The organism is Sorangium sp. So ce281 (genome assembly GCF_051527395.1).
GTDB classification, from domain to species: domain Bacteria; phylum Myxococcota_A; class Polyangia; order Polyangiales; family Polyangiaceae; genus Sorangium; species Sorangium cellulosum_B.
In genome coordinates this window covers 8,177,998-8,191,891 of record NZ_CP150322.1, presented here as the reverse complement: position 1 = coordinate 8,191,891, position 13,894 = coordinate 8,177,998, and the positions used below count along the sequence as shown (strand labels likewise).

At 69.8% G+C, this 13,894-nt stretch carries 12 protein-coding genes and 2 pseudogenes; 5 read left to right on the top strand and 9 right to left on the bottom strand.

Annotated features, from left to right (window positions below; all coding sequences use genetic code 11):
• Positions 1–41: 41 nt before the first annotated feature.
• A complete protein-coding gene (locus WMF27_RS31070) occupies positions 42–3,650 on the bottom strand; it encodes a BadF/BadG/BcrA/BcrD ATPase family protein (protein ID WP_437943201.1) in 3,609 nt (1,202 codons plus the stop codon).
• Between the two features lie 352 nt (positions 3,651–4,002).
• Here WMF27_RS31070 and WMF27_RS31065 point away from each other — a divergent pair, with 352 nt between their 5' ends.
• Positions 4,003–4,710, top strand: a complete 708-nt coding sequence (locus WMF27_RS31065) for a TetR/AcrR family transcriptional regulator (protein WP_437765251.1) — start codon at positions 4,003–4,005, stop codon at positions 4,708–4,710.
• Between the two features lie 53 nt (positions 4,711–4,763).
• Here WMF27_RS31065 and WMF27_RS31060 read toward each other — a convergent pair whose 3' ends face one another.
• The gene (locus WMF27_RS31060) at positions 4,764–5,492 is read right to left on the bottom strand and encodes a glutamine amidotransferase (protein ID WP_437943200.1); all 729 of its coding nucleotides are present in this window, start codon (positions 5,490–5,492) and stop codon (positions 4,764–4,766) included.
• 81 nt (positions 5,493–5,573) lie between these two features.
• Here WMF27_RS31060 and WMF27_RS31055 point away from each other — a divergent pair, with 81 nt between their 5' ends.
• Positions 5,574–6,221: a YkgJ family cysteine cluster protein gene (locus tag WMF27_RS31055; RefSeq protein ID WP_437765253.1), complete on the top strand. Its 648-nt coding sequence runs from the start codon at positions 5,574–5,576 to the stop codon at positions 6,219–6,221.
• 69 nt (positions 6,222–6,290) lie between these two features.
• On the opposite strand, the gene WMF27_RS31050 is transcribed toward WMF27_RS31055, so the two are convergent.
• Positions 6,291–6,815: a hypothetical protein gene (locus tag WMF27_RS31050; RefSeq protein ID WP_437765254.1), complete on the bottom strand. Its 525-nt coding sequence runs from the start codon at positions 6,813–6,815 to the stop codon at positions 6,291–6,293.
• A 122-nt stretch (positions 6,816–6,937) separates the two neighbouring features.
• On the opposite strand from WMF27_RS31050, the pseudogene WMF27_RS31045 reads away from it, so the two are divergent.
• Both WMF27_RS31045 and WMF27_RS31040 read left to right on the top strand, forming a co-directional pair.
• Positions 6,938–7,180, top strand: a pseudogene (locus WMF27_RS31045) (hypothetical protein); the annotation flags it as partial.
• A gap of 185 nt (positions 7,181–7,365) precedes the next feature.
• On the top strand, positions 7,366–7,998 hold the full coding sequence (locus WMF27_RS31040) for a hypothetical protein (protein WP_437765255.1): 633 nt from the start codon (positions 7,366–7,368) through the stop codon (positions 7,996–7,998).
• Positions 7,999–8,073: 75 nt separating this feature from the next.
• Here WMF27_RS31040 and WMF27_RS31035 read toward each other — a convergent pair whose 3' ends face one another.
• The 3 genes from WMF27_RS31035 to WMF27_RS31025 all read right to left on the bottom strand — a co-directional run bounded on the left by WMF27_RS31035 (position 8,074) and on the right by WMF27_RS31025 (position 10,856).
• Positions 8,074–8,508 carry a hypothetical protein gene (locus tag WMF27_RS31035; protein ID WP_437765256.1) on the bottom strand — a complete coding sequence of 145 codons (435 nt, stop codon included), beginning with the start codon at positions 8,506–8,508 and terminating at the stop codon, positions 8,074–8,076.
• On the bottom strand, positions 8,508–10,106 hold the full coding sequence (locus tag WMF27_RS31030) for a S1C family serine protease (protein WP_437765257.1): 1,599 nt from the start codon (positions 10,104–10,106) through the stop codon (positions 8,508–8,510). The genes WMF27_RS31035 and WMF27_RS31030 overlap by 1 nt, the downstream gene beginning before the upstream one ends.
• A 528-nt stretch (positions 10,107–10,634) precedes the next feature.
• The gene (locus WMF27_RS31025) at positions 10,635–10,856 is read right to left on the bottom strand and encodes a helix-hairpin-helix domain-containing protein (protein ID WP_437765258.1); all 222 of its coding nucleotides are present in this window, start codon (positions 10,854–10,856) and stop codon (positions 10,635–10,637) included.
• Between WMF27_RS31025 and WMF27_RS31020 the strand changes: the two are divergent.
• Positions 10,807–12,134 (top strand): annotated as a pseudogene (locus WMF27_RS31020) (family 43 glycosylhydrolase). The gene WMF27_RS31025 and the pseudogene WMF27_RS31020 overlap by 50 nt on opposite strands.
• A 60-nt stretch (positions 12,135–12,194) precedes the next feature.
• On the opposite strand, the gene WMF27_RS31015 reads toward WMF27_RS31020, so the two are convergent.
• The 3 genes from WMF27_RS31015 to WMF27_RS31005 are packed head-to-tail and all read right to left on the bottom strand — an operon-like array spanning position 12,195 to position 13,805.
• Positions 12,195–12,926: a helix-turn-helix domain-containing protein gene (locus tag WMF27_RS31015; protein WP_437765259.1), complete on the bottom strand. Its 732-nt coding sequence runs from the start codon at positions 12,924–12,926 to the stop codon at positions 12,195–12,197.
• A 13-nt stretch (positions 12,927–12,939) separates the two neighbouring features.
• Entirely contained in the window at positions 12,940–13,188 is a 249-nt protein-coding gene (locus WMF27_RS31010) for a zinc-binding dehydrogenase (protein ID WP_437944547.1), read from the bottom strand.
• Positions 13,188–13,805 carry an NAD(P)-dependent alcohol dehydrogenase gene (locus WMF27_RS31005; RefSeq protein WP_437765260.1) on the bottom strand — a complete coding sequence of 206 codons (618 nt, stop codon included), beginning with the start codon at positions 13,803–13,805 and terminating at the stop codon, positions 13,188–13,190. The genes WMF27_RS31010 and WMF27_RS31005 overlap by 1 nt, the downstream gene beginning before the upstream one ends.
• Positions 13,806–13,894: the final 89 nt, after the last annotated feature.

The window sequence follows — 13,894 nt, the reverse complement described above, 5'->3', positions numbered from 1 at the left end:
AGGGGCGGCCCCGCCGTCCCCCCCTCGACCTTCGACGTGGTTCAGGCTTCCAGGGGGACGACGGTCCCGTCGGACTGCTTCTTCTTGAGCTGCACGAGGCCCGTCTTCGGCACCTCGGGGGGCGAGACCGGCGCGACGTAGCTCCGGACCTTCTCGGCGAGCGCGGCGATCTCCCGCTCGAGCGCGGGATCCGTGATCTTGCGCGCCGCCTGCTGGTCGCGCTTCAGCTGGAGCAGCTCGAGCCGCTTCTCCTCGATGCGCTGGACCAGCTGCGCCTTCTTCTTCGCCGCGTCCTCGAGCGCCTCCTCGTGCAGCTTGAGGCTGTGCGCGTACGTCTTCACGCGGATCTTGATCGACCCGCCCGGCTTGTTGGCGTCGATGTCGTGCAGCGCCGCGTACGGCGTGGCGCTCGAGCTCACGATGCTGTCGATGATCCCGTACGTCGGCGCGTCGTGGCCGCACTTGAAGCTCGAGAGATCGAGCAGGACGACGTTCGGGTGGCGGGCGGCGAACTTGGCCGCCCAGACCTTCTGCGCGCTGTTGGCCGAGTAGTTCTCCGGCCAGACGTCGTTGATGTCGAGCGGGTGCTGGCCGCTCGCGATCTCGTCCTTGAAGTACCGCGCGAGGTACTCCATGTCGCGCGGGATGGACCGCACCGAGAGGATCGGATAACCGAGCACCTGGAACTCCTCCGGGATGCCGTGGTTCAGGCCCGGGTCGGAGTGGTACGGCCGCCCGATCATCAGGATGGCGACCCGGTTCTCGGACTCGACCGTCTCGAGGATCGCCCGCCCCTTGTCCTGGAGGTCGCGCTCGAACTGCGAGAGCGCCCGCATCCCCTCGCGGTGCGCGTGATCGCTCTCGTCCTCGGTGACGCCGAGCCGCGGGCCCCAGGTCTCGAACATCCGGCGCGCCGTCAGCGTCATCTCGGAGAACGTGAGCGCGGGATCGAGGTACTCGATGCCGCGCGTCTTGAAGAAGTCGACCTCCTTCGTGAACGCCGCCTTCATGACGTCCGGCACGCCCGCGACGATCGGGCAGCTCGTCTTGTCCATCACCCCTTCGCCGAAGCTCGGCACATGGGTGAGGATGGGGAAGAAGATGTAATGGAGCTTCTTCTCGTCGCTGTGGTGGTGGAAGAGCAGGTTGTGGACGTGGGCCTGCGCCACCTTGGACGGGAAGCACGGATCGATGGAGCCGTACTTGCCGCCCTCGACCCACATCTCCTCGCTCGTCGCGTCGCTGAAGACGACGTTCTGCTTGGGGACGCCGAGCGCCTCGAAGTAGGCCCGGTAATACGGGCCGGTCGAGTAGATGTTGAGGACGCGCGGGATGCCGATGCGGACGCGGCGGAGGCGCTCCCGCACCCCGGCGCCGCTCCGCCGGAACGGGCGCGTCGTCTCCACCCGGCGGATGCCGAGGAAGCCCTTCTTGACGACCGTGTCCTTCACCGGCGCGCCGTCCTCCGGGAGCGGGGCCGTGTCGTAGAAGTGCCGGAAGGCGAGCTTCGACTCGTAGTCGACGAGGTTCGGGAACTGCTTCGCGATCTTCTTCCGCTCGGCGACGAGCGCGAGCATCGCCTGCTCGCTCTCGACCGTGCCCTTCTCGCACGAGAAGCCCGAGATGTAGCGGCTCGTCGTCCCGTCAGGCCGCTTCGTGTCGATGAAGGTCCGCTTGCACTCGTTCGGGCAGAAGTGGCAGACCGTCTCCTCGTCGTTCTTCGTCGTGTACTCGAGGGCGATCGCCGCGTCGATCCCGATGAACGTCGACCGGCCCTTGCGCTTCACCACCCGGAGCGTCTCGAACGCGGCGCCGAGCGCGCCGGCCTCGCCGGTGTGCGGGTGGACGAACACCTCGGCGCCGGGGACGCGCTCCTTGATGTAATCGACCTGCGCCTTGACCGCCGCGAGGTTGTACTGCGTGCCGCCCTGCAGCACGTAGCGCGTGCCGAGCGCCGCGAGCCGCGGGATCTGCACGACGTACTGCCACACGTTCTTCGGCAGCACCTGGGCGAGCCCGGCGAGCAGCTCCTCCTTCGAGAAGCCCTCCTTCTGGAAGTTCACGCGGTCCGTGTCGAGGAAGACGGCGCAGCCGTAGCTGAACTTCGGCGCGAGCTCGGCGCCGAACGCCGTGTCGGCGTACTCGGTCACCTTCAGGCCGAACTGGTCGGCCATCGCCTGGAGCAACATGCCGTTGCCCGCAGAGCACGAGTTGGAGAGGCGGAAGTTCGCGATATCGCCGTTCTTCATGAACAGGACCTTGATGTCCTGTCCGCCGATATCGCAGATGACGTCGACGTCGCCGAAGAACTTCACCGCGCTCATCATGTGGGCGACGGTCTCGACGATGTTGACGTCGGCGCGCATGCACTCCTGGAGCACGTCGGCCGCGTACCCGGTGCCGCCGAAGCCGAGCACCTCGAGCGTCGCGCCCTGATCGAGCACGTACTGCCGGAGCTGGGCGAGGAGCTCCTTCGCGTCCTGGATCGGGTTGCCCTTGGAGAGCTGGTAGGCCTTGCAGACGATGTTCCCGTCCTCGTCGATGAGCACCGCCTTCGACGAGGTGGAGCCGCCGTCGAGGCCGATGACCCCGCGCACCACCTGGCCGGGCGCGAGCTCCATCGGCCTGAACCTCGGGATGCTGTAGAGCTTCCGGAACTCGTCGACCTCGTCCCGGGTCTTCACGAGCGGCGGGCCCGCGCTCTCGCCGAGCCGGGCCTTCCTGCCGTTCGTCATGTACTCGATGAGCCCCGACTTGCCGGCGTAGCGGCCGACCTCCGGCGCCTCCTTGAGCCCGTACACGCACGCGCCGAACGCCGCGTAGTACTGCGCGTTCGCCGGGACGAAGATCGTCTCCTCGACCGGCTGGTCCTTCGGCCAGCTGTAGCCGCGCTCGTCCCAGGTCTCGGGGATCCGCTTGCGCCAGCACTCCTGGAGGAAGGGGAGGTAGGTGTTGGGGCCGCCGAGCAAGATCACCTTGTGCTTCAGCGTCGAGCCGCGCGTCAGCACCGACAGGTTCTGGAGGACGATCGCGTCGGCGAGCGAGCAGAGGATCTCCGTCGAGGGGATGCCGCTCTTCACGAGGTTCACGATGTCCGTCTCGGCGAAGACGCCGCACTTCGCGGCGACGTGGTGGAGCTTCGAGTCGTCGAAGTGGATCTTCACCACCTCCGTCGACGGCAGGCCCACCTTGATCATGCACTTGTCGATGGTGGCGCCCGTGCCGGAGGCGCACTTGTCGTTCATCGACGGCGCGGCGGTCTTGTCGCCCGTCTTCTCGTCCCGCTGGAAGATGATGATCTTTGCGTCCTGCCCGCCGAGCTCGATGACGCTGCCCACGTCCGGGTGCAGGTTCTCGACCGCGAGCGTGACCGCGTTGACCTCCTGGACGAACTTCGCGCCCAGGCCGGGGCAGAGGGGCGCGGCGCCCGAGCCCGTCATGAACACCCGCCAGCTGTCCCTCGGCGACGCAGGGAACGACGCCTCGATGGTCTCGAGGAGCTCGAGCACCTTCTCCGGCTGCTTCGTCTGATGCCGCTGGTAGTCGCTCCAGAGGATCTCGAGCGTCTGCGGGTCGAGCACGACGGCCTTCACCGTCGTCGAGCCGACGTCGATGCCGACCACGACCGGTTCCTGGATCTGCCTTCCCATCGGGGCTCCTCCCACCGCCGTCGCCGGTCCCCAGCGTCCGACTGACTGGCTGGTCAGTCGTGATGGCTACAACGGGGTGCCTGGGAAATCAAGCAATCCGGTGCGTCTTGGTCGCCGCACGACGCCGTTTTTCGGCCATCTCCGGCCATCGCTGCGTCCAGGGTGCAAGGTTCCGACGTCGCGCTCGGTTGCGACCGGTTGCGTCTGACGGCGCGTGGCGCCCTCCAGCGTCCGCGTGTCGTGCGCTGTGCCGCGAACTTTCCGGGACTTTTCGGGCGGCGGGCCCGCTCGACGCCGGAGGGGAGACATCGGTCCCCAGATGGCGGGCCGGTGATGGTAAAGCGACCGGCCCATGGACAAGGCCGAGCGCCGCCAGGCGCTCCTCCGCGCCGCGCGTACCGTGTTTTCCGAGAAGGGGTATCACGAGGCGAAGGTCGACGACATCGTCGCGCTCGCGAAGGTCGCGAAGGGGACGTTCTACCTCTACTTCCCCGACAAGCGCTCGGTGTTCGGCGAGCTCGTGCGCGGCCTCTTCTCGCGGCTCGGCGGCGCCATCCTGCGCGTGGACCCGTCGGCGGACGTCGAGGCGCAGGTCAAGCACAACATCCGCGCGATCGTGGCCGTCCTGCTCGACGATCCGGCGCTGACGAGCATCCTCCTGTCGCACGCGGCCGGGCTCGACCCGGCGTTCGTCAAGGAGCTGCGGGCGTTCCGCCAGGAGGTGAAGCTCCTGCTGCAGCAGAGCCTCGCGGAGGGGCAGCGGCTCGGCGTCATCGAGCCGGGGGACACCGAGCTGTACGCGACGTTCACGATCGGCGCGCTGAAGGAGGTGCTGTTCGAGAACGCCCTCGAGGAGCAGGCCCGCCCGCGCGAGCGCATCGTCACGGCGCTCCACGATTTCCTGCGGCGCGGCTACCTCCGGATGGACCCCGCGGCCGGGCTCGCGGCGCGGGGCCCGGAGGGCGAGCGCGCCGCGCCCGCGGCGGGGGACGCCCCCGGCGAGGCGCCGGAGCGGGCGAGCCCGTCGCGCGGCCGGCGGGCCAGGCCGAGAGGCGACTGACCGGCGCGTCAGTCAGGGCAGAGACTACCCAGGTCAGGTCGGCGGCGTAGGGATCAGGCGCCGCGCACGACCACGTGCCGGATGAAATTGTGCAGCGTCCGTGTGCCGAGCTGATCCGGCGCGATGGGGGCGAGGAGCGCCGGGACGTCGCGGCCCTCGGCCTGCAGGATCTCGCGCCGCCACGCGATGTAGCCGGCGATGACGTCGTGGTCCATCTCGGGGTGGAACTGCACGCCGTAGCACGTGCTCGTGAAGCGGATGACCTGGTGGTCGTCGAGCTCGGTGAACGCGAGGCTCACGGCCCGCTCGGGCAGCGTGCCGACCGTGTCGACGTGGGTCGCGTGCGCCTCGAAGCTCGACGGCAGCCCGTCGAAGAGCGGGTCGTCGGCGCGGCGCTGGACGCGGATCCTGCCGATCTCGCGGCCGCGCGGGTTGCGGACGACCTCGCCGCCGAGGGCCTGGGCGAGGATCTGGTGGCCGAAGCAGATGCCGAACGTCGGGGTGCCGGCGTGCACGACGCCGCGCAGCCACGCCTCGCAGCGGAGCATCCAGGGCTCGCGGTGGGGGACGTTGGCCGACGAGCCGGTGACGACGAAGGCGGCGGTCTCGGGGGCGCCGGGCGCGGGGAGCTCGTCCGTGCGGGCGTCGACGGCGGCGTATCCGCCGCTCCAGCTGGCGCCGATCGTCTGCTCGATCAGGTCGGCGAACTGGCCGCGTCGCTCGAGGACCGGGGGGACGGGCTCACCGGTCTTCACGATGACGATCTTCTTGCGATGTCGCACCCTTCCAACATAGCGCAGCGCCGCCGCCGGGCGAGGGCGGGGGCTTGGCAGCGCGGGGCCGTGGCGCGAAGATGCGCCCCGATGTCCGCATACGTCGTGTCTCGCCCCGTCTGGCGCCGGTTTCGCCCGCGTTTCCTGAGCCGCGCAGCGGCGCACGTGAGGGCCGGCGGGCACGCGGCCATCGTGCTGCCGGACGAGCGGGTCGACCTCCTGCTCTCCATCGGCGAGGACGGGAAGCTCACGGAGCTCGGGCTGTGGTCGCTCCTGTCGATCGAGCAGCAGCGCTTTCGCCGCGTGGGCGAGGGGCCGGCCAAGGGGCTCGCGACGGCGCGGGTGAAGCGGCAGTACGAGGGCTCGGTCCTCGACTGGTGCGAGCGCGACAGCACGCACCCGGGGGCGATCCGCGAGGTGGCGCTCGACTGCCTTTCGTGCGGCGCCTGCTGCCACGACGCCAACGTGCTGCTCGACGAGGTGGACCTCGCGCGCTTCCGGGGCGCCGGCCGCGGCGACCTCACGGGGCGCGCCTACGTGCGGCGGGCGCGGGACGGCAAGATCACGCTGCGCTTCGCGGCGAGCGGGCGGTGCCAGCACCTCTGCGAGGACCTGCGCTGCGCCATCTACGAGATCAGGCCGGACAACTGCCGCGCGTTCGTCGTGGGGAGCGAGGCGTGCCTGTCGGCGCGCGAGGAGACGCTCGGGATACGGGACGGGGCGCCCGCGGAGCCGTGAGCGGCGGGCTCGCCGCGGGGCCCGCGGTCACGTGACCGCGGGGGGCGGCGGGGCGCGCGTCGCACGCCTTCAGAACAGGAGCCGGACGCTTCCGCCGAGCGGACCGAGCTGCAGCTCGGCCCGGGTCGTGGCGCGATCGAGCTTCATCTGACCCGTGATCCAGAGCGGTACACCCGTGAGGGTCATCGCGCCTCCGACGCTCATGAGCACGGTGGGAAAGACCCATGCGCGAGACGCGCAACCGCAGGAATCGTCGCCGCTCGGCCGGGTGAGGAAGAACATGCCTGCTCCGACGGAGCCGAGGACCAGTCCGCCCACGGAGAGGCCGGTGCCCACGTCGCGCCGGGTGGTGTTGACGGCGGGCGCTTGCGCCGTCGGCTCGGCGTGCGCGTTGCCCACGAGCAACAGGGTCACCCCGAACGCGGCGAGACGCATGCCGGCGAGGATCCCTGGTCGCGGCGCGCCCGTCAAGACGAGGAGCGGTCTCTCGATCGGTCGGTCGAGGCGTCCCAGGGCGTCGAGCCCCGTGACGATGCTGCGCACGACGGACGCGCGAAAGCCCGACCCGATGTGAATCACCGCCGAGTGGGACACGATGCCATCCGCTCGACCGACGCGAACACACGGGGGCACATGAACGAACGATCCTGTTGTGAGGCTCCGGAGGGTCGGTACGATGCCAGGTGATGCGGCTTGGATGCTGGCTCGTCGTTGGAATGGCGATGTTCGCGGCGCCCTCGGCCAGGGCAGAGGCGCCGAAGACGGACGCCGCGATCCGGAAGGCTCTCATCGCCGAGTCGCGAGCGGCGTACAGCGGGAGCTGCCCGTGTCCTTACGATACCGATCGAGCGGGCAGACAATGCGGCAAACGCAGCGCTTACTCGCGGCCGGGAGGCGCGGCGCCTCTCTGTTATGATCGCGACGTGACGAAGGAGATGATCGCCGAGTACCGCGCGCGCGACGCGGGGCGCACCCGCCAGGACTCCGCTTGTTCCGGCACGAGCAGCGGGGTACCCGTGCTCGACGCGACTGGAATCAGGGGTCTCCGGTCCCTGCTTCATCACGGTCCTTCCATTCCGTGATGGTCTTCGCCTGAATCGACGGCTTCCTCGTCATCGCCCGCGGAATCATATACACGGCACGCATGAGCCACGTCGTGATGCAGGCAGCGGAGTTCTCGACGGTCGCCGCGGCGGAGCAGGCCGCGGCGGAGCTGCGGCGGCTCGTCGCGGACTACGTCATCTACGAGGAGACCGCCGACGCGCCGTGGAGCGAGGGCGCCGTGCCCGCGCCGCTGGTCGAGCTCGGCCGGCGGCACGGCGTGCCGTGGCCGGGCGACGCAACGTCGCGGTTCCTGCTCAAGGGCCTGTTCAACGACGAGGCGAACGTGCTCAGCGTCGATCGCCTGGTGTTCTTCTGGGGCGGCGGCTTCGATCTCGGCGGCGCGTGGCTGCGTGAGGTGCTGCTGCGCGGGCTCGGCGCGGTGCACTGCACCGACCTGCCGCGGCTGGTGGTGCGCGTGGACGATCCGCAGGCTCGCGCGGCGGCGTCGGGCGAGTTCCTCGTCGAGGAGGACTTCGAGGAGCAGTTCACGACGACGTCGGACGACGCCGTGCTCGACCGTGCGCTGTTCACCATCACGTTCGAGCGCGACGGCGACCGCGTTCACCTGACGTTCGACGACTCGGGCGGGCAGGACTGGGCGTTCGTCGCGATGCTGCCCCAGCTCTCGGGCGACGATCCCGCGCTGCGCGCCCACGCGGGGACCTTGGGTTAAATAGGGTTCCCTCGGAGATTCGGCTCCCTCACCCGCCGAACCTCGGCCCAGGGGCGGGCGCGACTCGACGGCGCCTCAGCGGTACGCGCAGGCCCTGGAGCAGGTCATACGGTACGGGCAATCATCCAGCGTGCGGCAGTACGTGTCCTCGGGGCACTCCAGGGAGGATTCGCACAAGAACAAGCAGCTACCGCGGTAGCAGGTGGCGCCCTCCGCACACGCCTTGTCGGAGGTGCAGCCCGTGTTCACCTGACACGCGCCGAGCGTGTCGATCGTGGAGCCCTGGCAGAGCTGACCCGCGGGGCAATCGCCGTCGGCGGAGCACGTACCGGGCGTGCTGCACTCACCCGGGTTGTTCGTCCCATACCGGAAGACGCAGATCAGGCCTTCATTGCACCAGTCGTCGTCTTCGCAATCGCCGCCCAGCGAGCTCGTCGGCGGGTCTTGCAAGAGCAGGCACGCTCCCGGCAAGAGAAGGAGCAGCGCAGCACACAGCGTGCGGAGCAACATCAGAACGTCCCCATGATGGAAAGCGAGGTGAGCCCGATGCCGGGCGCGCCGACACCGGCGGCGAAGGTGCGGCCCGGCGCCGAACGCCGCGCGGTCGCGGGCGGCACCTTGTCCGGCGCAAAGACGTACGAGCTCAGCACCATGCCCGCGCCGAGCCCGGTGATGGCCCAACCTACGGTGTTCCAGGTGCGGAGCGTGCCGAACTCGGGGGGCGTACTGCCGATGTTCATGATCGCGGTCGTACCGACCGTGAGGCCGCCGGCGGCGATCACCACCCAGCCCCAGCCGTTCACCTGCCCAACCCAGCCCGGCGTCTTGCCGGGCGCGTCCTTGCCCACATAAAACCAGGGCGGATCGGGCTTGTCGGCCACGCCGCTGAACGCGAGCCCGCCCGACGCCGTCGCCGACGCCGTTTTACGCTCGACTTTGAGCGCCCCGGTCGTCTCGCCGAAGCTCAGCCCGAGCGACGAGAGCGCGGTGGCCGAAGGCACGCCGAAGCCCAGGCCCTCGATGCCCTGCCCGGTCGCCTTGAACGTCATGATCGCGACCACCTGACCCTTGTCGTCGACCAGCGGCCCGCCGCTGTTGCCTGGGCTGATGCTGGTGTCGGTCTGGATCAAGCTGTTGCCGTCGAGCGTGCGCTGGCCGCTGACGATGCCGCGGGTCACGGAGAACGACAGCCTCTCGCCGCCGGGCGCGCCGAGCGCGAACACGTCGTCGCCGGTGCTGGGGGGCGGCATGCGCAGCGTCAAGCACGGCGTTTCGCGCGAGCCATCCTTCAGCTGCAAGAGCGCGACGTCCGACTGCTCGTTGACGCGCATCACGGTCGCCGGAAACTCCTTGCCGTCGCGGAAGCGCACCACCACCTCGGGCGTCGTCGCCACGTGCGCCGCGGTGAGCAGCAAGCGATCCGGAGAGATCACGACCGCGCTGCCGACGCCGTCGTCGAGCTTGACCAGCGCCGTGGCGTTCAAGACGTCCTCGCTCATCTTCGGCATCGCCAGGGTGCGGGCCGGGCAGCCGCGCATCTCTCCGGGCGGAAACTCGGGCGCGGCCGGCGCCTCCGCAGGGGCGCCCGAGCCCCGGAGGGCCTGCACGAACATCGGCCGGGCGAGCAGCGAGCGCAGGCTGCCGAGCAGCAGCGCGTTGCCGGCCGCCGCGCGGTCGAGCTCGCGCATCTCCATCTCCTCGTGGTTCGACGTCATCTGATAGACCACGGTCTTGGAGGAGCGATCGAGCAGCTCCCACTTGATGGTGATGCCGCAGGTGAGGCCTCGCTCGTCGGCGCAGTCCGCCGCCGTCATCGTCCCGGCAAGGACGAAGGCCGCCTCGCTCGAGCGATCCTGGTTCAGCGCCAGGTTCTCGCGGCCGAGCGCGCGGTAGCCGAGCTCGCGCATCTCCTCCAGGAACATCACCAGGAACTTTTCCTTGACGATCAGCACGTCGTCCAGGTTCGGCGCCTTCAGGATCACGTTCGAGATCGTGATCGTCCCGAGGTCGCTGCCGTTCACCTTGATCGGCTCCACCGGCCGCACCGACGTCGCCTCCGCGAAGCGCGGCGCGAGCAACAACGCCGAAACGCCGAATCCGGTCAGCAAACCGCGGCGCAACCAAACCCCCAGGGTTCGCAGTTGGTTCATCCCGTGCTCACGAAATCCTGAAACCTAGCCTCTGAGCTGCCTCTCCGCGTTCGCAGCTCCGGCTGGAAGCCATTTCCAGCGACCAAGAAGCCCTATGCTCCTCGGCAGCGCCCACGATATCTACCTCAGGCGCGGTGTCGAGCCCCATGGCTCAGCCCGCCGTCGCAATCGATGCGGAAATTTCTGCTGTCAAAGGACAGGCAGTCTCGCGCCCGTGCTCGGATCGTAGCGGGTCCAGACACGCCGAGTTTCGTTCCGGCCGGGCACCGGGGCCCCGCCGATGCATGGATCGTATCCCGATCCAAGACCCTTCAGGGGCTAGGCATCCTAGGAACCTGGCGTCCGCGAGGTCAATCCTGCTGCGGGTTGACGCTGGCTGAGCAAAATGCGCTCTGGATCCTGATCTTTTGCCTCGCTGCCTTGCTCGCCGGGCGCGGGCCCCCCCGGAGCAGGGGCACGCGGGACGCGGCGCCTGGACGACGAGGGCTACGCGTCTTTGGCAAGAGACTTTCCTTCTGCTTCGAGGGCAGCCTTGATGACCCCGATCGCCTTGGGGCCCACGCCATGAAGCGCCATGAGCTGGGCTTCCGTGAGCCGAGCGACCTGGTCCAGGCGAGAGACGCCGGCCGAGGCGAGCGCCCGCAGCGCCGGCTTCCCGATGCCCTTCGGAAGTGCAGATTCCGGTCGTTCTTTCGTTCTGCTCGCCATGCGCCTCATCCCATGTCGATCGTCGCCTGGGTGGCTGGCGTTCAGCTTCGCCGGCGAGCCCAAGCGTCATGAACACGTACAGCATGCCGAGGACAGCGACCGTGGTACAACATCGCAGCATTCCGGGGCCGGGGTAGCAGCGGCCGGGGCCGTGCCGCGCCCGGCGAGCGTCCGGCGGACCGCGGCGCGACCGGACCGAGGTCCCTGTTGCCGAGCATGGCAGTCCTCGAGGAGCCGTCGCATGAACGCCGACGCCATCGTCCTGCAGACGCCGCCTGGCGCGCCGTGCACCTTCGGAGTCACCGTCAGCCTCCGAGGGCCGCGCAGCTTCCTGGTGACCGAGCCGGGGCAGGACGCGCGGCGCCATGAGCTCGCCCGGGCGGAGCAGCCGGATTACCCCGACCTCTTCGAGGCGCTGGCGCGCGACCTCGGGACCCGCACGCCGCTCGCCCGCACCCCGCCGCCGCCGCGGAGTGGCGGGGCGCCGCTGCGGCCCCTGCTGACCGAGGCCATCGCGCCGGAGATCCTCTACGGCTATGGCGACCCGTGCGTGGCGCGGGTGGGCGAGCGCGCGTGGCGCTTGCTCGTGACCTCGAATGACGCGCCGAACGCCTTTCCCATCCTTGCCTCGAGCGACCTGACGACCTGGCGGCTGACCGGCTTCGTCTTCCCGGAGGGGCGCGCGCCGGCCAGGACGCTGACCGGCTGCAACCGGGCGGATTTCTGGGCGCCGGAGCTGCACCGGGTCGGGAATGAAGTTTGGCTCTGCTTCACGGCCCGCATGCAGGACCGCTCGCTCGCGATCGGCCTCGCCCGAGGCGCGAGCCCGGACGGCCCGTTCGAGGCCGAACACGCGCCGATCGTCACCGGGGACGTGATCGACGCCCACCTCCTCGTGGACGCCCACGGCACGGCCTGGCTGGTCTGGAAGAAGGATGACCGCACCTCATCGAGGGCGTCTGGATCACCCAGGAGGGCGGGCGCTATCACCTGCTTTACGCCGGCAACGACTTCTCGACCGCGTACTACGGCATCGGCGCGGCCGTGGCGGACGCCCCCACGGGCCCGTACCGCAAGTCGTCGGAGGTCTTCCTGAGCTCCAGTGAAGAATGGTGGGGGCCAGGGCACCCGTCCGTGGCCGTGGGCGCCGACGGGCGCCACCACGTGTTCCTGCACGCCTTCCGCCCGGGGGTGGCAGGGTACAAGGCGTTCCGGGCGCTGCTTGCCGCGCCGATCCGCTTCAAGGGCGGCGTCGTCTCGCTGGACACGTCGGTGTGACCGGCGGCGCGACCCGACCCAGGTTGAGGTGATTGCCTGCTCCGTGTGCGGCGCGTGAGATCACGCCGAGGTCTCGCGGCGCGTCCTCGGCCTCTGCGCCGCACGTCTCCACTCGCCGGGCGACTGTCCGGTCTTCTGCCGGAAGAGCTTCGAGAAGTGCTGCGGGTGCTCGAATCCGAGCGCGTAGGCCACCGCGCTCGCCGCCCGCGCTCGGACCTCGAGCTGGCGCGCGTACGCGCGCTGGCAGTAGGTGAAGAGGAGCTGGAGCTGCGCCGAGAGCACGTCCGGCGCGAACGCGTCGGGAGGGACCGAGGACTCGCGCTCGAGCTGCCGGACGAGGCCCGTGAACGTCTCTCGCTCCGGCCGTGTGAGGTGCAGCGCTTCGTGCGTCGCGTAGCCGAAGAACCGGTACTGGTGCATCGCGTCCGAGAGCGGCGTGTCGCGCAGCACGTCGGGGTGGAAGACGACGGTCCAGCCCTCCCCCTCGTGGGCGAGCTCGCTCTCGCCGCCGATCGGCGTGATCACCTGGCCCGGTGACGCGAAGACGATGATGCCCGCCTGCCCGTCGTGCACCTGTCGCCCGAACTCGGCGTGGCATTCGTCCCCGCGCTTCAGGCTGATCACGTAGAGCCCGGACTCGATGGGGCGCCCGATGATCGGGATCTCGATGCGCAGCGGCTCCTGCCACGACGCGGCGATCACGGAGACCAGCGGATGCGCGGGCGGCGGGCGCCCGATGAGCCCGTGGATCTGCTCGATCGACCCGAGCCTCAGCGCACCGCGTGTGCTCACGCGAATCGGGGTATCACGCGCCTACCTCGATCACAACGTTGCCCCGCTTGCGTCCCGTCTCGACGTACCTGTGCGCATCCGCGATGGCCGCGAGCGTGTAGCGCCGGTCGATGACCGGCCGGAGCGCTCCGCGCGCGACGAGCTCCGAGACCTCGGGGAGCGCGGTCTTCTTGTCGACGGACATTCCGAAGACGAGCTTCCTGCTCCCGAAGATCCGGCTCCATGCATCGCGCAGGTAGAGCTCGGCGCCCCCGACCGTGATCAGATATCGGCCTCCGCGCGAGAGGCAGCGCCGAGCGAACGCACGAGCTCGGCATTTCGCCCGCTGCAGACCGCCGTCACCTCCGCGCCGAGGTGCCGCGCGATCTGGACGGCGGCCGTGCCGATGCTCCCGGATGCGCCGACGATCGCGATCCGCTCGGCGGTCCGGAGCCGCGCCCGGTCGCGGAGGAAGTAGAGCGCGGTGGTCGGTCCGTCGACGAGCGAGCACGCTTCTTCGTGGCTCAGGCCGGCGGGGGCGTGCGCGATCGACGCGTTTTCGGACAGGCACACGTACTGCGCGTACCCGCCGGAGCCGAACCCGGTGAAGCCGAACACGCGATCGCCGGGGCGGAACCGCGTGACGCGCCGGCCGACGCGCTCCACGGTGCCGGCGACCTCGATCCCGAGCACCCGGAAGCGCCGCCGCGGCTGGAAGAAGCCGAGCACGACCCGCGCCATGAGCGTGTCGCCTCGCCGCATCATCTGGCACGCCGCCGTCGCCGTGGTCGCGTGCACCCGGATGCGCACCTGATCGTCCCGCGGCTCCGGCGCGGGCATCTCGCGCAGCTCGAGGACCGAGGGAGAACCGTATCGCTCGTAGACGGCTGCCTCGGCCACGCTCCGGCGCTCACCAGAACTGATGGGACGACGATGTCCGCGCGATCCCTGCTCGGCACGCGCCAGCACCGCAATCCCATCGTGGACGG